Origin of the sequence: [Eubacterium] eligens ATCC 27750, assembly GCF_000146185.1 — a bacterium.
In the GTDB taxonomy this organism is placed as follows: domain Bacteria; phylum Bacillota; class Clostridia; order Lachnospirales; family Lachnospiraceae; genus Lachnospira; species Lachnospira eligens.
This window is the reverse complement of the sequence record NC_012780.1, coordinates 334,310-355,865: the sequence shown is the minus strand read 5'-3', so window position 1 is coordinate 355,865 and position 21,556 is coordinate 334,310. Positions and strand designations below refer to the sequence as shown.

At 37.4% G+C, this 21,556-nt stretch carries 17 protein-coding genes; 13 read left to right on the top strand and 4 right to left on the bottom strand.

Translation table 11 applies throughout. From position 1 onward, the window contains the following. Positions 1–74 precede the first annotated feature (74 nt). The 13 genes from pdxR to EUBELI_RS12110 all read left to right on the top strand — a co-directional run bounded on the left by pdxR (position 75) and on the right by EUBELI_RS12110 (position 16,883). Positions 75–1,475 (top strand): MocR-like pyridoxine biosynthesis transcription factor PdxR, encoded by a 1,401-nt coding sequence (pdxR, locus tag EUBELI_RS12175; RefSeq protein WP_012740669.1) that lies wholly within the window; start codon positions 75–77, stop codon positions 1,473–1,475. A 111-nt stretch (positions 1,476–1,586) separates the two neighbouring features. After that, entirely contained in the window at positions 1,587–2,294 is a 708-nt protein-coding gene (locus EUBELI_RS12170) for an EAL domain-containing protein (protein ID WP_012740668.1), read from the top strand. Between the two features lie 464 nt (positions 2,295–2,758). Continuing rightward, positions 2,759–3,841, top strand: a complete 1,083-nt coding sequence (locus EUBELI_RS12160; RefSeq protein WP_012740666.1) for a phosphodiester glycosidase family protein — start codon at positions 2,759–2,761, stop codon at positions 3,839–3,841. Positions 3,842–3,863: 22 nt separating this feature from the next. Continuing rightward, positions 3,864–5,030 (top strand): hypothetical protein, encoded by a 1,167-nt coding sequence (locus tag EUBELI_RS12155; protein WP_012740665.1) that lies wholly within the window; start codon positions 3,864–3,866, stop codon positions 5,028–5,030. Positions 5,031–5,182: 152 nt separating this feature from the next. Then, a complete protein-coding gene (gene feoB / locus EUBELI_RS12150) occupies positions 5,183–7,519 on the top strand; it encodes a ferrous iron transport protein B (RefSeq protein WP_012740664.1) in 2,337 nt (778 codons plus the stop codon). A gap of 83 nt (positions 7,520–7,602) precedes the next feature. Then, positions 7,603–8,892, top strand: a complete 1,290-nt coding sequence (locus EUBELI_RS12145; RefSeq protein ID WP_041688938.1) for an amidohydrolase family protein — start codon at positions 7,603–7,605, stop codon at positions 8,890–8,892. Between the two features lie 35 nt (positions 8,893–8,927). Further along, a complete protein-coding gene (locus tag EUBELI_RS12140) occupies positions 8,928–10,415 on the top strand; it encodes a DUF1846 domain-containing protein (RefSeq protein WP_012740662.1) in 1,488 nt (495 codons plus the stop codon). Between the two features lie 450 nt (positions 10,416–10,865). Continuing rightward, positions 10,866–11,525 carry a hypothetical protein gene (locus EUBELI_RS12135; RefSeq protein WP_012740661.1) on the top strand — a complete coding sequence of 220 codons (660 nt, stop codon included), beginning with the start codon at positions 10,866–10,868 and terminating at the stop codon, positions 11,523–11,525. A 297-nt stretch (positions 11,526–11,822) separates the two neighbouring features. Beyond that, positions 11,823–12,824, top strand: coding sequence for a calcium/sodium antiporter (locus tag EUBELI_RS12130; RefSeq protein WP_041688937.1), 1,002 nt, complete (start codon positions 11,823–11,825; stop codon positions 12,822–12,824). Positions 12,825–12,840: 16 nt separating this feature from the next. Then, on the top strand, positions 12,841–13,530 hold the full coding sequence (locus EUBELI_RS12125) for a TMEM165/GDT1 family protein (protein WP_012740659.1): 690 nt from the start codon (positions 12,841–12,843) through the stop codon (positions 13,528–13,530). Between the two features lie 125 nt (positions 13,531–13,655). After that, positions 13,656–14,435, top strand: a complete 780-nt coding sequence (locus EUBELI_RS12120; protein ID WP_012740658.1) for a DUF6033 family protein — start codon at positions 13,656–13,658, stop codon at positions 14,433–14,435. A gap of 18 nt (positions 14,436–14,453) precedes the next feature. After that, positions 14,454–15,248 carry a hypothetical protein gene (locus EUBELI_RS12115; protein ID WP_041688936.1) on the top strand — a complete coding sequence of 265 codons (795 nt, stop codon included), beginning with the start codon at positions 14,454–14,456 and terminating at the stop codon, positions 15,246–15,248. A gap of 264 nt (positions 15,249–15,512) precedes the next feature. Continuing rightward, positions 15,513–16,883: an NAD(P)/FAD-dependent oxidoreductase gene (locus tag EUBELI_RS12110; protein WP_012740656.1), complete on the top strand. Its 1,371-nt coding sequence runs from the start codon at positions 15,513–15,515 to the stop codon at positions 16,881–16,883. Positions 16,884–16,935: 52 nt separating this feature from the next. Here the strand turns inward: EUBELI_RS12110 and EUBELI_RS12105 are convergent, their stop codons facing one another. From EUBELI_RS12105 to EUBELI_RS13810, 4 genes are all read right to left on the bottom strand, one after another. Further along, complete coding sequence (locus EUBELI_RS12105; protein WP_012740655.1) at positions 16,936–17,523, bottom strand: ATP-binding cassette domain-containing protein; 588 nt, start codon at positions 17,521–17,523, stop codon at positions 16,936–16,938. Positions 17,524–17,547: 24 nt separating this feature from the next. After that, positions 17,548–19,071, bottom strand: a complete 1,524-nt coding sequence (locus EUBELI_RS12100) for a GH25 family lysozyme (protein ID WP_012740654.1) — start codon at positions 19,069–19,071, stop codon at positions 17,548–17,550. A gap of 12 nt (positions 19,072–19,083) precedes the next feature. Continuing rightward, a complete protein-coding gene (locus tag EUBELI_RS12095; RefSeq protein WP_012740653.1) occupies positions 19,084–20,241 on the bottom strand; it encodes a rhomboid family intramembrane serine protease in 1,158 nt (385 codons plus the stop codon). 99 nt (positions 20,242–20,340) lie between these two features. Further along, positions 20,341–21,555, bottom strand: coding sequence for a sensor histidine kinase (locus EUBELI_RS13810; protein ID WP_012740652.1), 1,215 nt, complete (start codon positions 21,553–21,555; stop codon positions 20,341–20,343). Position 21,556: the final 1 nt, after the last annotated feature.

Below are 21,556 nucleotides of genomic sequence, written 5' to 3'. Positions count from 1 at the left end.
CATTTCATCAGGCATGTTATAATAACTGACATTAATATAAAAGGAGATTTCTGAAAAAGAAATAAGGTCAGATTATGTTGACATACTCGTTTGAAAACATTGGAAAAGAATCAATATATGAATATTTATACAAATGTATCAAAAAAGATATAATAGAAGGCAGACTTGTTAAGGGTGAACATCTTCCTTCAAAGAGAACGCTTGCTGTCAATCTTGGAATAAGCACCATAACAGTAGAGAATTCATATGGACAGCTTATGAGTGAAGGATATATATATTCTGTTCCAAAGAAGGGCTATTATGTATCAGATATTTCAGGTGTTGCAAGGATAAAGCCGGTAAAATATGAAGTTCCTGAAATAACCGCAAAGAAGAAGACTGGATATAAATCAGATTTATCATCAAACAGGACAGATCCTGGAAGCTTTCCATTTGCAACATGGGCTAAGCTTATGAGACGTGTTATAACAGACAGGCAGGATGATCTTATGAAAATTTCTCCGGGAGAAGGAACATGGGAGTTAAGAAAAGCGATTGCTATGCATCTGGCTTCATTTCGTGATATGAAAGTAACACCCGGACAGATAATCATTGGCGCCGGAACGGAATATATGTATAGTCTTCTTATACAGCTTTTGGGAAGAGATAAAGTGTATTGTGTTGAAGATCCGGGATATTCTAAGATTGCCAGGATATATGCAAGTAATAATGTTAAATTCTGTTATGCCGGTATGGATGATGAAGGAATGAAACCGGAAGCGGTAAGAGAATGTATGGCAGATATTGTTCATATAAGTCCTACACATCATTATCCGACAGGTATAACAATGCCGGTAAGCCGGCGATTTGAACTGCTTGCATGGGCTAATGAAAAGCCGGACAGATATATAATAGAAGATGATTATGATTCAGAATTCCGTATGACAGGAAAGACAATTCCGACTATGAAAAGCATAGATATAAGCGAAAAGGTTATATATATGAATACATTTTCAAGAACACTGACACCGACAATCCGAATCAGTTATATGGTTCTGCCACCACACCTTGCAGCAACATATCAGGAAAAACTTGATTTTTATGCATGTACTGTATCTAATTTCGAGCAGTATGCACTTGCTGCATTCATAGAAGAAGGATATTTTGAGAAACATTTAAACAGAATGAGGCTGTATTATACGAAACAGAGAGAGGCTGTTCTTTCGGTACTTAAAGAGGAGCCGTTCAAATGTGTTGGAAGAGTAAGAGAGGCTGATTCAGGACTGCATTTTATTCTTGAACTTAATACATTACTTTCTGATAATGAGGTAAAAAGAAAACTTGAGGCAGAAGGCATCCATATAAATGCGTTATCTGAGTACTATCATAATAATACTGATGAATACAGCCACAGCTTTGTTATCAGCTATTCTGATATGAAGATAGAAAACTTCAGAATTGCATGCAGTAAAATGTCAGAACTTACACCTTTATGATGATTATTTATGATTGATTGTGAATGAATATAACAGTTGCAAAGAATGTAATAAAGCGGTAAAATCTGTTTATGTGATTTGTAAATAATGTGAGAGGGTATTGACAAAAGTATGGTAGACTACAGCATTTTTCCGCTAGATGAAGAGATTAAAGACAAGCTTGCAAAGCTGGAAATAAGTTATGCATTTCAACCTATATTTTATCCGAATGGCAAGGATATATATGCATATGAGGCTTTAATGAGACCTAAGAATATTTTGGTTATGGATTTAATTGAAGAGTTCAGGGCAAAGAATGATTTGCATACACTTGAGGTTGCAACCATATTTGGGGCGGTACAGTGTTATGCAAAGCGAGGATATCATTCATATATAGCAATTAATTCATTTCCTGCGGAATCATTCACTGCAGAGGAACAGGCTGTTTTTGATGAATTTTATTCCGATGTTCTTGGTGATAAAGGTATAATTGAAATTCTTGAATATACAGCTCTTGACATTGATAAATGGCAGTCCAAGAAAAATAATATTAACAGAAGCCGTTTTAATATTGCACTTGATGATTTTGGAACAGGAAATAATAATATGATGGCAGTGGATATATTTGCACCGCATATCGTTAAGCTTGACAGAAGCCTTATAACAGATATTGAGAATGATGTTGATAAGCAGGAGTATTATTTTTATTATAGAGACAGCTTCCATAAGAGAGGCATTAAGGTGCTTGCTGAAGGCATTGAATCTAGGGAAGAGTATGAATTCTTAAGGGATAATGGTATTGATTTAGTGCAGGGATTTTATCTTGGACGACCAGAATAAGAAGAATGGTATTTTATACTTTTTTTAGAAATGCTTTATATAATATATATTAACATATTACAAAGTATGTTGTATTATGATGGAGTAAAGAAAACATTTTTTCTCCCTCATATTTTTAAAGAGAGCGATGGCAGAGCTAATCTGCCGTCGCTCTTTTTTTGCGCGGATAGCGATGAGAATGTACAAGAAGAAGTGACAGCCATGCTTGCATGGGCTGGGACTTCTTCTTGTATATTCGAGGAGCGTCGTGACAATGCCAGAACGCAGTTCTGGCATATGAGCTGTCCGTGCGGACAGCGATGAGAATAGATAAGAAAAAGTGACAGCAATGAGTATTTCAAATTATATATGGCAAACACTGCCATATTAGTGATATAATAATTAATATTTTCAGTATTTCAGGTTCAGTGATATCTAATGCAATGAGGCTGGAATAATATATAACACAGAATAGGGAGAAAATTATGGGAAAGAAAATTGCCAGAATTATAGGCAGAGTATTACTGGTGGTACTTGTTACTATAGTAATGCTGGTGGGAACTTTATTCATTATGATTAAGAGAATATGCAGCGATTCAGCACCTGCAGCCAGAAATCTTTTTATATCAACAGTTCTTGAATCAGGTCAGATGAAGTTTCTGGCTTCGTGGTTCTGTACAGATGCGCAGATTAATGAGGTAATTAATGCTAATAAGATGGAGTCAATGGATTCAGATATTGATACATCTCTCATTAATATATCAACAGACACAGATACACAGACGGTTGACAATAAAGGAGAGGTAGAGCAGTTTGACGGGAATGGAATAAGAATGGTTGAGATTTCAGGAAGGTCATTCTTTGGAAAAATGCTGATTATAAAAGATCCGTCACAGGTTAAGGTCGGAACTACATACCCATGGGGAGATTACGGTAAGGAGCTTCATGAGATTGTAAGCGGAGCAGGAGCTATTGCAGGAGTTAACGGTGGTCTGTATGTTTCATCAGGAAACAGAGGCGGCTCACCACTTGGAATTGTAGTGCAGGACGGTAAGATTACATATAACAGTCCTTCAGCACTTTCCGGTCTTTACCTAATCGGACTTAATAAGGACAACCTTTTAGTTGTTAAAGATATAGATGGTATGTCGGCAGCAGATTTTGAAAGCTATGTAAATGAAGCCGGGATCAGGGATGCTGTTGCTTTCCAGGAGGAAAGCTCTGATTCTAATAATCATTTTGTTCCGCTTATTATTAACAATGAAGCAAGAGTATTGAAAGGTCAGGGAAGCGGGGCTAACCCAAGAACAGCAATCGGACAGAGAGTTGACGGTGCAATACTTCTTTTAGTTACAGATGGAAGAGGTGCTTCAGGACATCTTGGTGCAACTGCGTCAGACCTGATATCAGTCATGCAGGAATATGGAGCAGTCAATGCAGCCAACCTTGATGGCGGAAGTTCTTCAACAATGGTATATAACGGTGGCTATGAGATGACAAGTGTAACATTTTATTATCAGAATTCATCATGGAAGCTGCCAACAGCATTTGTCGTAATGCCTAAGTAATTGGAAGGAGAACTGTGTAGATATGAAAAATAATGCTAAGAAGTCTATAAAGATAGGTGGAATCAATATACCATTAAATTACTGGACAGGGATTGCCGTATATGCAGTGATTCTTCTTATTCTTGCAATCTGTATGATTGTATATACGGGTTCATGCCTTAAGAAATATGAGAATTCACAGTCGGACAAGGTAATGAATGATTTCCTTAATGACTTTACAAAGATGGCTGCTGATAAGACATTAGCTGATAATATTGAGCTTCCAGCCAGCAGTGAATTTGAGGGAAAAGATACATTTGTCAATATGTACATGTCCGAATTAGATGGTACAACTGACTATACATATAAGAAATCAGAGGGCAGTTATAATACAGAAGAGCCTATGTATGACATATATGCTGATGACAAGAAGGTTGCCAGAATGACTCTGGAAGCTAAAGACCAGCATGTTGTTCTTGGAATACTCACAGTGTTTGACTGGAAGGTTAAATCAATTGAGCCTGTATTTTCAGCAAAGACTAACGATTATACTGTATCAATTCCGGAAGGATATACATTTACAGTTAATGGAATAACTGTGTCAGATGATTACAAGACTGGTAAGGTTACAGAGAATCCTGATTTTGTGAATGTTTCGAAGTATGTAACAATGCCAAAATCAGTAGAATATAAGCTGACAGGATTTGTCAACAAGCCAGAGATTAAGATATATAATGCATCAGGCAGTGAAGTTACTGCAAATGTAGATGCTAAGGGAAATGTATCTGTAGCTGCAAGTGGCAATTCTGCCGATATGCCATCAGAAAGAAAAGAAGAAGCTCTTAATATGGCAAAAATATGGGATAATTTCCTTACTAATGATTTAAGTGGTTCAGGTCATGGACTTGCAACAGTGCAGCAGTATCTTATTGAGGATTCTTATTACTGGAATCTCGCGAAAGATTATGCTTCAAGCGCGGATATTACATTTATCAGTGATCACACATTGTCGGGAAATCCGTATACAGGAGTGACAGTTGATAATTATATTGAATATAATGATGACTGCTATTCATGCCATATTGCATTTACAAAGAATATGACACTTACCGCAGGTGGTGCGAGAAAAGATGTTATTGATTCGACATTCTATTTCGTGAAATATGATGGCAGATGGGCGATTGTGGATATGATTGCGACTACTAAGTGATTTATTCCATGCAGAAGAGAAGTAGAATATTAAGAAAAATGTGCAGGATGCCAATTAAGGGGTGTCCTGCACTTGTCATATGTGCTACAATAAATATTGAGAAGAATTATCAATAATGATTTGGGCAGATTATTTAGAAAAGGAAAACACACATGAAGTTAAATGAACTTAAGATTGGACAATGTGCAAGAATTACCTCAGTTGGTGGTGAAGGCGCATTAAGACAGCATTTTCTTGATATGGGCGTAATTCCCGGGGCGGAGGTTACGCTTGTAAAACTGGCACCTATGGGTGATCCAATGGAATTACAGATACATGGCTATGAACTTACACTTCGAGTTGCCGATGCAGGAGAGATTACTATTGATCCTATAGATGAGCGTACAAGAAAACACGAAAGACCAGACCGAATATATAAGTCTGACCATCCGGGACTTGGTGAGACTGGTAAATACCATGCTAAGGGAGATGGAGAAAAGCTTCCAGAAGGAACAAAGCTTACATTTGCACTGGTTGGTAACCAGAATTGTGGAAAGACAACTCTGTTTAATCAGCTTACCGGTTCTAACCAGCATGTCGGAAATTTTCCGGGAGTTACGGTTGACTGCAAGAGCGGTATGATTAAGGGACATGAGAATACATCAGTTACGGATTTACCGGGAATATATTCTATGTCTCCGTACAGCAGTGAGGAGATTGTTTCGAGAAATTTTGTGCTTAATGAGAAGCCAAAGGCGATTATTAATATTGTTGATGCAACTAATATTGAGAGAAATATGTATCTTACAATGCAGCTTTTAGAGATGGATGTGCCTATGGTTCTTGCACTTAATATGATGGATGAGGTAGTAGGCAATTCAGGTTCTATTGATATTAATGGCATGGAAAATATGCTTGGAATCCCGGTTATTCCTATATCTGCTGCCAAGAATGAAGGCGTTGACGAGCTTATAAGGCATGCACTTCATATTGCAGAATATCAGGAAAAGCCGGAAAGAACTGATTACTGTGATGAGAATGATTTCGGAGGAGCAGTACACAGATGTATACATGCAGTAATTCATCTTATAGAGGATCATGCAAAGAGAGCTGATATTCCAGTAAGATTTGCAGCAAGTAAGATTATTGAGGGTGACCCTCTTATATTAAAACTGTTGCAGCTTGATGAGAATGAAAAAGAAATGCTTGAGCATATTGTACTTCAGTTGGAGAATGAGAGAGGTCTTGACAGAAGTGCGGCAATCGCGGACATGAGATTTACATTTATAGAGAAGATATGTGAAGCTAATGTTGTTAAGCCTAAGGCAAGTAAAGAAAGAATACGAAGCCAGAAGATTGATAAGATTCTTACTGGAAAATATACGGCAATACCTTGCTTTGTAGCAATTATGCTTGCAATATTCTTTCTTACATTCAATGTGATTGGTGCATTTTTACAGAATGTTCTGCAGATGGGTATTGATGCACTTACTGGCGTTGTTGACAATGCACTTGCAGCGGCAGGCGTGAATAAGGTTATTCACAGTCTTGTAATAGATGGAATATTTGCAGGTGTCGGCTCAGTGCTTTCATTCCTGCCGATTATTGTTACACTGTTTTTCTTCTTATCACTTATGGAGGACAGTGGTTATATTGCAAGAGTAGCATTTTTTATGGATAAACTATTAAGAAAGATTGGTCTGTCAGGAAGAAGTATTGTTCCTATGTTGATTGGATTTGGATGTACTGTTCCTGCGGTTATGGCAACAAGAACGCTTCCAAGTGAGAGAGACAGGAAGATGACAATTCTTCTTACACCATTTATGAGCTGTTCAGCCAAGCTGCCAATATATTCATTCTTTGTCAGTGCATTTTTTCCGGGAAAGGGTGCACTTATAATGGGAGGCTTATATTTCTTTGGAATTATTATGGGAATTCTTGTGGCATTGCTTTACAAAGGAACATTGTTTAAAGGCGAAGCTGTTCCTTTCGTTATGGAGCTTCCTAATTACAGACTTCCGGGCATGAAAAATGTTTTGCAGTTATTATGGGAAAAGGCCAGGGATTTCTTGCAGAGAGCATTTACAGTTATATTTGTTGCAACTGTAATTGTCTGGTTTTTACAAAGCTTCAATCTGCACCTTAATCTTGTTACAGATTCAAAGGACAGCATACTTGCACTTATTGCGGGAATAATAGCCCCTGTATTTGCACCTTTAGGACTTGGTGACTGGAGAATATGTACATCTTTGCTGTGTGGTGTCATGGCAAAGGAAAGTGTCGTATCAACAATGCAGATACTTTTCGGGACAGGTATACAGGCAGCACTTTCAACAGCCGGTGCAGCCGCAATGCTTGTATTCAGTCTTCTGTACACACCTTGTATCGCAGCAATTGCTTCAGTAAAGCGTGAGCTTGGCGGGAAATGGGCTGTTATAATGGTTGTATGGCAGTGCCTGATTGCGTGGGTGATGGCATTTGTTGTGCATGCTGTTGTGATGCTATTCTAGAAAGCATTTATTTCATGTGACATTACTGGTGAAAATGTGGTAAAATAATCTAAGATTATGCTAAAAGCAAGGAGCGGATGGTTATGAAATACATTTTTACTAATGGACATATCCTTGATGGAACTAAGGATATGAAAGTTTTGGATGGTCATTCTGTGCTTGTTGAAGATAACAAGATTACTGGTGTTGTGAAGGGTAACACTGTACCAGACGGCTTTAAGGAGATTAATCTTGAGGGTAAATACCTTATGCCGGGGCTTATTAATATGCATGTTCATCTTGCAGGCAATGGAAAGCCACAGAAAAAGCAGAGAGATAATGAAAAGACTGTTAAGCTGCTTATGGGAACAGCACTTTCAAGGGCTGTGACATATAAGGTTGTAAAGGATTTTGCAAAGACAGAGCTTATGAGTGGTGTTACTACTATAAGAACTGTCGGTGGCCTGGCGGATTTTGATACAAGAGTAAGGGATGATATCAGAAATGGCAAGGCTGACGGACCAAGAATACTTGCAGCTAATGAAGGAATTTCTGTGCCGGGTGGACATATGGCTGGTTCGGTTGCGGTAGCTGCTAACAATATAGATGAAGCACTTGTTCAGGTTGATATTGCAAAAAGCCAGAATGTTGACCTTATTAAGCTTATGATTACAGGCGGCGTACTCGACGCAAAGGCTAAGGGTGTTCCTGGTGAGCTTAAGATGAAACCTGAGATGGTTAAGGCTGTATGTGATAAGGCACATGCACTTGGATACAAGGTTGCTGCACATGTAGAGTCGCCAGAGGGTGTAAGGGTTGCACTTGAAAATGGTGTTGATTCAATAGAGCATGGAGCAAAGCCTGATGATGAGATAATACATTTGTTTAAGGAGAATAATGCATTTTTATGCACAACATTATCACCTGCACTGCCATATGCACTTTTTGACAGAAGTGTATCTAATGCATCAGAGGTTGAACAATATAATGGCAATATCGTGTTTGAGGGTATCAAGGAATGTGCCAAGGCAGCAATTGCAAACGACATTCCGGTCGTACTTGGTAATGATGTTGGCTGTCCATGGATTACACAGTATGATTTCTGGAGAGAACTTTATTATTTCCACAAATATGTAGGTGTAAGCAATGCATTTGCATTATACACAGCTATGCTTAACAGTGCAGTAATGGCAGGGATTGGTGATGATACGGGTTCTGTTGAAGCCGGTAAATGTGCTGACCTGATTGTAACTAAGAATAATCCGTTAGATGATCTCAGGGCACTTCGTAACGTGGATTTAGTCATGGCACGAGGCAGATTATACAATAATCCGAAGTTCAAAACGAAAAATATTGTCACTAAAGAACTGGATAAATTTTGTGATTTATGTTAATTTTATTAAAGAAATTTACTTAAAGGAATAAGATTATGAAGATAGGATTTGATAATGACAAATATTTAAAAATGCAGTCTGAGCATATTAAGGAGAGAATTGCCAAGTTTGACAATAAGTTATATCTTGAGTTTGGCGGAAAGCTGTTCGATGATTATCATGCTTCAAGGGTTCTTCCAGGATTTAAGCCGGACTCAAAGCTTCAGATGCTTTTACAGTTAAAGGAGCAGGCTGAGATTGTTATTGCAATAAGTGCAGAAGATATTGCAAGTAATAAGATTCGTGGCGATTACGGAATTACATATGATCAGGAAGTATTAAGACTTATAGATGAATTTACGGAATATGGACTTTTTGTAGGCAGTGTCTGCATCACTAAGTATTTCCAGCAGCCAGAGGTTGATAATTTTATCAAGGTGTTAGATGCACATGGAATCAAGAATTTCAAGCATTACAAGATTGCCGGATATCCTAATGATGTTGCCAAGATTGTAAGTGATGATGGTTACGGAAAGAATGAATTTATTAAGACTACCAGACCACTTGTAGTTGTTACTGCTCCTGGTCCTGGAAGCGGAAAGATGGCTACATGTCTTTCACAGCTTTACCATGAATATAAGCATGGTGTTAAGGCTGGATATGCGAAGTTTGAGACATTCCCAATCTGGAATATTCCACTTAAGCACCCTGTTAATCTTGCTTATGAGGCAGCGACAGCAGACCTTAATGATGTTAATATGATTGATCCTTTCCATTTGGAAGCATATGGTAAAACAACGGTTAATTATAACAGAGATATCGAGATATTCCCTGTGCTTAATGCTATGTTCGAGCTCATTGCCGGTGAGAGTCCATATAAGTCACCAACAGATATGGGTGTTAATATGGCTGGTAACTGTATTGTTGATGATGAAGCATGCCGTTATGCTTCTAATATGGAGATTATCAGAAGATATTACAAATATTTATGCGACCAGAAGAGAACTGGTGTAAACAGTCAGGAAATTTATAAGATTGAGCTTTTAATGAATCAGGCAGGAATCACACCATCTTCAAGACCTGTTGTTAATGCTGCACTTGAAAAGTCAGCAAAAAGCGGTGATAAACCGGCGGTTGCAATTGAGTTAGAAGACGGAACTATTGTTACTGGAAAAACAGGTGATCTGTTAGGTGCTGCGTCATCAGCATTGCTTAATGCATTAAAGCAGCTTGCAGGAATAGATGATTCAGTTGACCTGCTATCACCTGAGTCAATCAGTCCAATCCAGACCTTAAAGACTAACTATCTTGGCAGCAGGAATCCAAGACTTCATACAGATGAAATTCTTATTGCACTTTCATCTTCAGTTGTAGCCAATCCGTTAGCTGACAAGGCATTAAAGCAGATACCTAAGCTTTATGCATGTGATGTTCATTCAACAGTTATTCTTTCAGCGGTAGACAAGGATACATTTAAGAGACTGGGCATGAATCTTACATGTGAGCCTGCTTATGAGGAAGAAAAGAGATTTCATAAGAATTAAGTAATGTATTATAATTTTAGCGTTATTCAGATAAACGACCTACTAACGAATTTCATATGAGCGCGTTAGTAGGTCTTTGTATTTGTTAGAGAAGCATGATAGGAAGCCGATTCGTGAAATTGGACTTTTTAGTGCAGTGAGGCACGGAGGAAGTCCAATTGGGTTGCTGAAGTCTGTCAGATTGGACGTTGAGGCGGTGGAAAGGCATGTAGAAGTCCAAAAGTCTTAGCTAGACATGAAAGATTGGACTTTGAAGTTATGCAAAGTCAGTAATAAAGCAATCTGAAGTCCAAAACTCCGAGCCAGTGCAAAAGAAAGCTAATTATTCACAAGTTATTTTTGTTTGTATCATCTATATATTAAAACTTGACAAAACGGGGGAGAGGTATATTCTTAATCAGCAGAGCAGTTTAAATATCTGCTTAAATTAATAAGAGGGGATAAAGGATAATGAGAAAACAAGTTTTATTAGGTATGATAATGTTTGCAATGGGAGCAAGTTTTATTGGATGTGGAAAAAGTGATAATAAAGCAGAAACTAACACACCAACTGTAGTAAGCGAAAGTAATGTTGTTGATAAATCTACAGAGGCAAAGACAGAAGCTAAGGCAGATACATCTGATTGGATTACATATAGTTTAGATCCGAATGGAAGTGTAAAGTATCCTAAAGATTATACATATGGAACAGATATAGGAAGATATCTGCAAAAGAAAGGTAGCAATTACTATATAATTATGGATGGTGGATATGAAACCCAGAAGTTAAGCGATAGTTCATATGATGCAACATTTAATGACTTGATGGGGAGAATAGGTTCGTCACATTGGGTTAAATTTGCATTACCTAATTTGTTAAAGGATGTAAAAGTTGAATGCGTAAAGAAAGAGTCATGCAAAATAAATGGACATGATGCATATAGATACACAGCTAAAACAACAGGAGCAGCTAATAACAAAGAGTGTTATATATACGGATATCTTTCTAGCACACCAAGATCATCATTTGCGATATATGGAATAATAACAGATGATTCTCAGGCAGAAGCATTAAAGAAAGAAATTCAGACAGAAGTTGATGCAATTATGAATACATTTGAAACAAAATAAAAAGGAGATTATGCTATGGGGAAAAAGTCAGATTAGAAAAATAATCCGTTGACACACATAATTATATTTGATATTATTTATCAAGTAACTTAATATTCCATGAGGGAGTAGTTAGCGCGTAAGTGTGATTTGTCAACATTCTGATTATAATAGAGAGTATAATCTGGCAAATCTTAAATAATGAGACTCATGTATATCAATTATTTTCAGTGTGCAATATCACTGAATCTGGTTGATATACATGAGTTTTTTTATATCCCTCGGAAAAAGAAAAAGCAGAAAAATAAGGAGATTTATATGGGTGATTTTATTAATAACGCGCCATTTGCGCTTGTAATTGTGTTCCTGATTATTGGATTTGTGCTGCTTATTAAAGGTGCAGACTTTTTCGTAGAAGGAAGCTCAAGTGTAGCAAAGAGACTACATGTTCCGTCTATTATTATTGGACTTACAATTGTTGCAATGGGAACATCGCTTCCAGAAACGGCGGTCAGTGTATCTGCATCAATTACAGGCAACAATGAACTTGCAGTAAGTAATGTAGTCGGTTCTAATATATTTAACCTGATGGTTGTTATTGGCGTGTGTGCAATGATTGCAACAGTAAATGTTGCAAAAGAAACAATAAAAAGAGATATCCCATTTTCACTTATCTGTGCAGGACTTTTATTGATTTTAGGAATCCTTGGGGTTGGTGATAAGTCAGGAATGATGCTTGGACATTTTGATGGTGTAATATTTATCGGTGCATTTGCAGGATACATTTTTTACATGATTAAGATTGCACTAAAGGCAAGCAAAGAAGGCAAAAAAATCGAGATTGAGGGCGGTTCTGATGAAGATATTAAGTTGATTTCAGTTCCGCTTAGTATTCTGTTTATTATTGGCGGTGCGGCTGCGATTGCAGTAGGCGGAGATATTACCGTAGACGCTGCCTCAAGGATAGCGAGTGACCTTGGAATGAGCCAGACACTTATCGGACTTACAATAGTTTCAATAGGAACATCACTTCCAGAACTTGTAACTTCAATAGTTGCAGCCAGAAAGAATGAAGTCGATATGGCACTTGGTAATGCAATTGGTTCAAATGTATTTAACATACTTATGGTACTTGGTATTGCATCAGCAATCAGTCCAATCAGCATAATTACAGAAAATATTATAGATTTGTGTGTGCTTATTGTATTTACAATATGTGTATGGATATTTGCTGGAACAAAGAAGAAAATCGGAAGAATCGAAGGTTTTTCAATGGTTGCACTTTATGTGATATATGCAGTTTATATCATAATAAGATAAATGAGGTAACATACAAATGCTGTTGTTTTTAAAAGTGTTTTTTACTGAATTCATAGCTGAGATGGGCGATAAAACCCAGCTCATGCTTATTGCTCTTACTTCTAAATATAAGTTAAGAGATATTATATCAGGAACTGCTGTAGCAATTCTTGTACTTAACGGACTTGCTGTTTTAGCAGGTGGGCTTGTCAGTGAATTTATTCCTGACTGGCTTATAAAGACTATTGCAGCACTTGCATTTCTTTATTTTGCTGCATCAACTATTGCAGGGGATGATGATGACGAAGAAGAAGGCAGCGGTAAATCAAAGATTAAGTTTGCACCACTTGCAGTTTTCTGTACATTTTTCATTGCAGAACTTGGTGATAAGACACAGCTTACAGCCATAACATTTGGTGCTAATGAAGGTATGAGTGCAACTCTTGTTGTATGGATAGGATGTTCACTTGGACTTTTTGCAGCTGACATTCTTGGTATGTTAGTCGGATATCTGTTAAAGAGCAAGACTCCGGACGGACTGCTTAATACACTTGCATTCGCAATATTCTCGATATTCGGTGTATACACACTTTATCAGGGACTTAAGCTTATAAGAACATATGTCTGTCCGATTCCTGTATGGCCAATACTTATAGCTGCAACTGTTGTTTTTGTTGTTATATGTGTCTGTCTTTTTATAAGAAGAGAGAAGGAAAAGAATGATTAGAATGAAAGTAATCGTATCATTTTTTATGTGATGCGATTATTTTTTTTGTAAATATGTCGATATAATATTAAGAAAAGTCAAGGATGACTTTATCCAATACATTTACATTCAAGGAGGAATGAATTATGAGTAGTATATCTTCAGGGAATTTTTCCCAGATAGCCGGTTCGTATGCAGATACAGCGGCTGTTTATTCTAAGTCAGAGACAACTAAGACCGATGAGACAAGCGGAAAGAAGAAAGTCAGTGGTCAGACTATTGGCAATCCCAAGTTAAGCGAGAAAGCAAGCAAATATTATGAACAATTAAAGAAAAAGTACTCTAATATGAACTTTATTCTTGTAAGTGAGGATCAGAAAGAGAATGCCAAGGCTAATGCTGCAGGTTATGCTAATTCCAATAATATGGTTGTCCTTATTGATGAGGATAAGATTGAAAGAATGGCTTCTGATGAGAATTACAGAAAACAGTATGAAGGAATTATTGCAAATGCTGCCAGTGGAATCTCACAGCTTGCAAGCAGTCTTTCAGCAACAGGAACTAGTGTAAAGGGCTTTGGAATGCAGGTTAATGATAATGGTACAGCATCATATTTTGCTGTGCTTGAAAAGTCAAGTGCTGCACAGAAGGAGCGCATTGAGAAGAAGGCTGTAGAAAAGAAAGAAGCTAAGAAGACAGCACAGAAGAAGGCAGAAAAGAAAAAGAATGAGGAGCGGCTGGAAAAGAAACGTAAAGAGACCGGGGATGTCGATGATACTGACGATACAGAGACCGTAACAGTGACAGCTTCATCAATAGAAGAGCTTCTTGAAAAGATAAAAGACCAGGAACAGCTTTTCTTAAGTGATACAGTAAAAACTCCACAGGAGAAGAATGTGGGTCAGAATGTTGACTTTTCTGTATAATGTCAGGGGGTGTGCCTAGTGATATTATCAGGAACAATAGCAAGTACCGTACAATTGCAGATGCTTAACAACAAATGGATGCAGAAAAAGGAATCTGGCAATGTTTTATCTAAGCAGGAGTTAAACGAGCGTTCTACATGGACATCCGAGCAGTTTATGATTGCAGATTTTCAGGACCAGTTAGAACATAATCGAGAAACACAGAAGCGTCAGAAAATTGATAATAAGATTATGTCAGGTGGGAGTCTTTCGCCTGAGGAAATATCTTATCTTGAAAAGAATGATCCTGTTGCTTTAAAGAAATATCGTGAAACTAAAGAAGAAAAAGAAAGCTACAAGGAAAAACTCAGACAGTGTAAGACTAAGGAAGAGGTTGACCGTGTAAAGCTGCAAAAGCTTGGAGAACTGGAGAGTTCATTAAGCAGTGTCGTTAATGACCCGACAATACCTAAAAGTGCCAAGTTAGCGAAAGCCCAGGAAATACTTGCAAAGACTAACAACATTGAGGCTGCACATCTTGAGTTTGTCAAATCCGCAGATTATCAGAGTATGCCAACTGATGACGAAAAGAAAGAACAGGATGCAGCAGATAATGATATATCAGATGAGATAACAGACAGTGAGAAAGCTGATAATGCTGAACTTACTGATGCTTCCGAAAATACACAGGATACCGCAGATACAAAAGCTTCTGATAAAATATCTGAAAAAGATAATCACAAGAAAGAATACAATACAGAAATTAAAAAAGTTAGCCGAAAGCTTAAGAAAGGTTTTGAGGCGGCTGACATGCATGTTGACATAATTGTATAATTATGTATGATAGGGAATCCACTCAGATATGACTAAGAATAGTTATGTCTGGGTGGATATTATTAAAAGGATTAAATATTTTGTCACATGGTAATCACTTCGCTAAAGCATAGTTTAACGAAGTGATTCAGAACACTCCGTTTGCGTGGTTCTGTTTGTGATACTAAATTGATACTAAATACTCTAATTAATATTTACGCTATACCACATACCCTCCATTCTATGATATAATATCCTAAGAAATTTCTCCGAGGAGGATAATGTATGGAATACGATGTAATTATTATTGGAGCCGGACCTGGCGGAATCTTTTCTGCGTTCGAGCTTATGAAAAAGTCACCCGAAACCAGAGTGGCTGTGTTTGAAGAAGGCAACACATTAGAGAAGAGAAAATGTCCTATAGACGGCAAGAAGGTTAAATCGTGTATCAAATGTCCAACATGTGCGATTATGAACGGATTTGGTGGTGCTGGTGCATTTTCAGATGGTAAATATAATATAACTAATGATTTCGGCGGAACTCTTTATGAGTATATCGGCAGGGATCAGGCAATCAATCTGATGAAGTATGTTGATACAATCAATACATCACATGGTGGCGAAGAGACTCACATGTATTCTACAGCAGGCACTAAGTTCAAGACTTTATGCATGCAGAACAAGTTAAAGCTCCTTGATGCGTCAGTAAGACATCTTGGAACAGACATTAACTATGTTGTTCTTGAAAATATGTACAATGAGATGAAGGACCATATAGACTTCTACTTTAATACTCCTGTAAGCAATATTGAGGTGATTGATGGTGGTTACAGAGTATTCTATAAGGATGAGTACATGGATTGTGAAAAATGTATTGTTTCCGTTGGTCGAAGCGGAAGCAAATGGATTGAAAATGTCTGTCAGAAGCTTGAGATTCCAACCAAGTCTAACCGTGTTGATATCGGTGTGCGAGTTGAGCTTCCGGCTGTTATATTTTCACATCTTACAGATGAGTTGTACGAAAGTAAGATTGTATACAGAACAGAGAAATTCGAAGATCTTGTAAGAACATTCTGTATGAATCCTAATGGAATTGTAGTTAATGAGAACACTAACGGCATTGTAACAGTTAATGGACACAGCTATGAAGGTGCTGAGAAGCAGACAGAGAACACCAACTTTGCGCTTCTTGTTGCAAAGCATTTTTCAGAGCCATTCAAGGACAGTAATGGATACGGTGAAAGTATTGCAAGACTTTCCAACATGCTTGGCGGAGGTGTTATTGTCCAGAGATTTGGCGACCTTATGAGAGGAAGAAGAAGTACAGAAAAGCGAATTGAGGAGGGGCTTGTAAAGCCTACTCTTGCTGCTACTCCGGGGGATTTAAGTCTTGTACTTCCTAAGAGAATTCTTGATGGAATTATTGAGATGATTTACGCACTTGATAAGATTGCACCGGGAACTGCCAATGATGATACACTTCTGTATGGCGTTGAGGTTAAGTTCTACAACATGGAAGTTGAGATTGACAACAATCTTGAGACAAGATATAAGGGCTTATACATAATTGGCGACGGAAGCGGCGTTACACATTCATTATCACACGCTTCTGCAAGTGGCGTATATGTTGCAAGAAAGATTATTGAAGAAATGTAGTCACATAATATTAACAAGGGAGATTGCGATAAGACAGTCTCCCTTTAATAGTTTAATTAATATTTTTATCAAGCTTTATTATTTCAGCCCCTAACAGATTAGCATCATCAGTTCCATGCGTTGCAATAAGCAAAGTACGGTTATTACGCATTTTTAAGATATAGTCTATTACATTTAACTTAGTATCCTTATCTAAACCTGTGAATGGTTCATCAAGTATTATAAGTTTCCCGGGATATGATAATGCTCTTGCAAGTGCAACTCTTCTTTTCATTCCACCGGATAATGAACTTACAGGAATATCAAGACTATCATCTGGAAGAATTGATAACAGATTATTACGGATTTCATCCCTATTGTTTTTTCCACGAAGCACGATTCTGACATTGTCTATTGCAGAAAGATAAGGAATAAGCCTGTCCTCCTGAAACATACAAGATATACTTTTGATATCTATACCGGATATACTGCCGGAATCAGCATGTTCAAGTCCCATTAGAATTCTTAAAAGCGTTGTTTTTCCAATTCCGGAAGCTCCCATAAGACAATATATAGAATTATCTTTAAGGGTTATATTGACATTTTTAAGAACTTCATTGTCATCAAAGGTTTTGCATAAATCAGTGATTATAATACTCACAATAATTCTCCTGACATTTTAAATTTATTGGATAGAAAGCAGGCTTGTAACACAGTAAAGTGTCTGTCCGTTATATACAACCCTTGACCAGCCAACCTCAGTATTATAACCGGTTCTGGTAAAAAGCTCGCCTTTTTTAGCAGTTGCAACAACAACAGAATCTGCATCTGTCACACTAGGCTTATTCCTAAGATTAACCTCTTCCTTAGGAGTTACAGTATCGTTACAGTCTGTGAATTTCGTGTTAAATCCGGTTGTAGGACTTTCTGTTGCTTTAGGTGTAAGGTCTGTTGTTAAGTAACTTGTAACAGCGTATACAGTCTGTCCATTGTATACAAGTCTTGACCAGCCGCTGCTGCTTGTTCCAGTCCGTGTAATTGTTTCACCATTAACAAGAGTTGTAATTACTGTTGCATCTGTATCCTGACTAGGCTTGTCACGAAGCCTTACTTCATCTTTGGCAGTAACGGTATCATTAACAGACGTGAATACCATGCCTGCTTCTACATCTGGCGATGCGGCAGCTGCAGTTTCACCACTTAGAGAGCTGTTACTTTCAGAATAACCAAAATATGCAACGTTAATATCAACATTTGTACCAATTCCTGCTACCCTGCCCTGATTAGTATACTGCCACATGCTGTATGTTCCTGCATATGATGTGGATGGAGTCTCAGGATAAGGCGTTGACGGATATTGTGCAACCCATATCTTAAATGATTGTTCAAGACTGGCAGTGTTCCACTGGCTGTTATTGGTAAGCTCAGATGAAGCGGCATAGAACATAGGTGTATAGCCTTTATCATATATTTCCTGTAAAAATGCAGCAGCTACGGCAGTTCTTTCAGCCTTTGTCATGCTCTTCTGTCTGCTTTCAGATGTGTTGAAGCCCTCGCAGTCAAATGCTACAGGGTAAGTTATGCTGTAATCTGCTATAAAATCTGCAACCCAGTCTGCTTCTTCAATAGCTTCAGCTTCATTAACTGCTGAGGAGAAGAAGTATGCTCCGACTTTGATTCCGTTAGCGGCAGCCTGCTGCATGTTATACTTTGCATTGGTGTCAGCATAGATAACGCCTGTTTTCTGCGCCCTGTAGCCAACTCTTATCATTGCAAAATCAACACCTGATGAAGCAGCCTGTGCCCAGTCTATAGTTCCCTGAAATTTGGAAACATCTACGCCGATAGTGATATCTGATGTTTCATTAGTGTTGTTGGAAAGAATTACAGAAGCACCATTACCTGCATCCTGATTCATTGCTCCATCATTGTCGGAATACTGAGGATCCTGTTCTTTCTCGTCCTTATCACTTAAAGTATTATTGCCGTCGGTATCTGTTTCACTGACAGACGAAGTCTCTTCGGTTGAAGATGCATTTGCAGGTACTTTTTTCCCTCTATGACCGAAAGAAACAATAAGTACAATTATTAATGCAATTACTGCTGCTGCAACAATTATGATTGCAGGCAGTAATTTCTTCCAGTTAATATGAATAGAATCATCAAGATATCCAAAATCATCGTCATCAGAATTAAACAGCTTAGACATGTACATCGCCTCCTAATTTAAATAATCGCTGCACAGATAATTAAGAAGCAGAGCTGCACCATTACTATCCATTGCAGTACCATTTAGTCCCATATAGTTAATTGTCCAGTAACTGATGGATTCATCATATGTGAATTGAATCTTCAATGAAGAATTCATGTTATTATATACTACTTTACCGTTGAATTCTACAACTTTTTTATTATCAGTAGAACTGAAAATAGTCCATTCGGGATCTGTACATTTGTTATCCAGACATTCACCAAAGGTTATAGATTCATCCTGAAATATCTGTTGTTCTTTTACTGTATCGATTCTTGAATCCTGCATTGCGCTGGCTTTAGTACCAATGCCTGCGCGTGTCACACCGATAAAACATATTATTAATGTGAGTATGACAGCAAGAAGTGTTGAAACTGTTCCTGAAAATGCACCATCTAAACTGTCATGGTACAGAATGAATACAAGAATACCACCTGCTATCCCACCACCGAGATGACCGAGGATATCTACATTTGCACCATTAGATATAAGAGCATATACAACAATTAATGCAATAGATACGATTACAGTTGTCTTATTAGAATCAGTTTTTGAACTGAAATTAGTAAAAAGTGTTGCACACATTACACCGAATATTGCACCTGATGCACCTGCAGCAAAGCGGATTACATCGGGATTGATAAGGTGTGATACATATACAGATACAAGGCCTGATGCAAGTCCTGAACCGAAATATATAATTGCAGTACGAAGAGAACCGACACGGGGTTCAAGTCTTGAGCCGAATAGATACAGAGCAACCATATTATTAATAAAATGTGGCAAATTAGCATGCAGGAACATATAAGTCAGAAGCCTTATATATTCTTTATTATTATGAATATACTGGTAATTAAGTCCACCTGTTTCAAAATGATCACTGCCTGCTATTATGCACATAATGCCTGCAAGCAGATTGGCAAGGATTATAATAAGCACAACAGGCATGTTCCTGAGACTGACTTCTGAATATTGTTTCTTTTGACTGTGTTGATAAAAATCTTCAGGATTAATTCTGTCAGATTTAATCTCGTATACTTCATCATCAAGATGAAGGTCATCAAATCCATTGGGCTGAAAACTGCTTTGATAGCTGTTATGATAGTTGTTATTGTAATCTGGTTCCATAGAATATTTCTCCCCTCATGTTAATTTTCCACTCTACAAAAAAAGAATTCAGCATTACACTAAATTCTTTTTCATTATAACATATTGGGTCAATATGTGTTATTTAATATGAAGCTGTGCTTTAATAATAATTCTTTGAGAACCATCCATTTTGGCTTTAATACTTCCGTTATGCTCGGAAACAATAGCCTTTGCAATTGAAAGACCAAGACCATATCCGGTTATCTTAGCGGATGTTGAATCAGCCCTGTAGAATCTGTCAAACATTCTGTCAGTAAGGTTCTTATCAATATTATCAACATCATTGCTTACGATTAAAACAATATAGCTTCCTGAAGAAGATAATTTAAAGTCTATGTTACCTTTACCTGATGAATATTTAAATGCGTTATCAAGAAGAATTGTAAATAGCTGCCGTACTGATGATGCGTCACCGCAGCATGTAAGGTCAGGTGTAATATCGTAGGTAAAATGTTTACCTGAATCAAGTGCAAGTGCATTATAAGAGCGCACAGCTTCTTCTGCAAGGTCAGAAACAGGAAAAACCACACGTTTTATATGACCGTTGCGCTCATCCATTCTTGCAAGTGATACAAGACTGTTAGTCATAGCTGTAAGATTTTCTGCCTGTTTCTTTATATCTTCAATCCATTCATTATCAGGATTATCCATCTGTAATATATCAGCATCAGCTCTTATTACTGTAATCGGAGTCTTAAGCTCATGACTTGCAGAGGTTATGAATTCTTTCTGCTTGCGGTGTGCTTTTGCAATAGGCATGACGATAAGCTTTGAAGTAAATATAAGAATCAGGAGCATAACCGCAATACCTGCACATGATGATTCTATAAGCGAAACAGCTGTTTTCTTAACATCATCTATCATATTACTTCGAAGTACGAATACAGCAATTGTACGTTTCTCTTTTTCATATATGCAATATCTGTAACCATTGTAAAATCCATCAAGTTCGCCTGTCTCATATGCCTCATAATATATTGCCAAAGCCTCATCTTCAGAAATATCAGATATGTTATCGATATTAATGGTTCTGGGGCGGTTATCTTTATCAAATGTAATATAGAAATACCTGGCATCTGCTTTAATTGGCTTCTTATCTAAAATATTAATATATATAGACGAAACAAGATGGTCGGATTTAGCGACCATCTTATTGTATGTGTTTCTGACACTTGTATACACTATAAATCCCTGCATAATTATTACAACTGCCATTGAAAGAACTATAAATTGTATTCTTAAGCGGGTAAGCATTTTCTCATTATAATTAGATGCTTTATTATTTTTTGACATT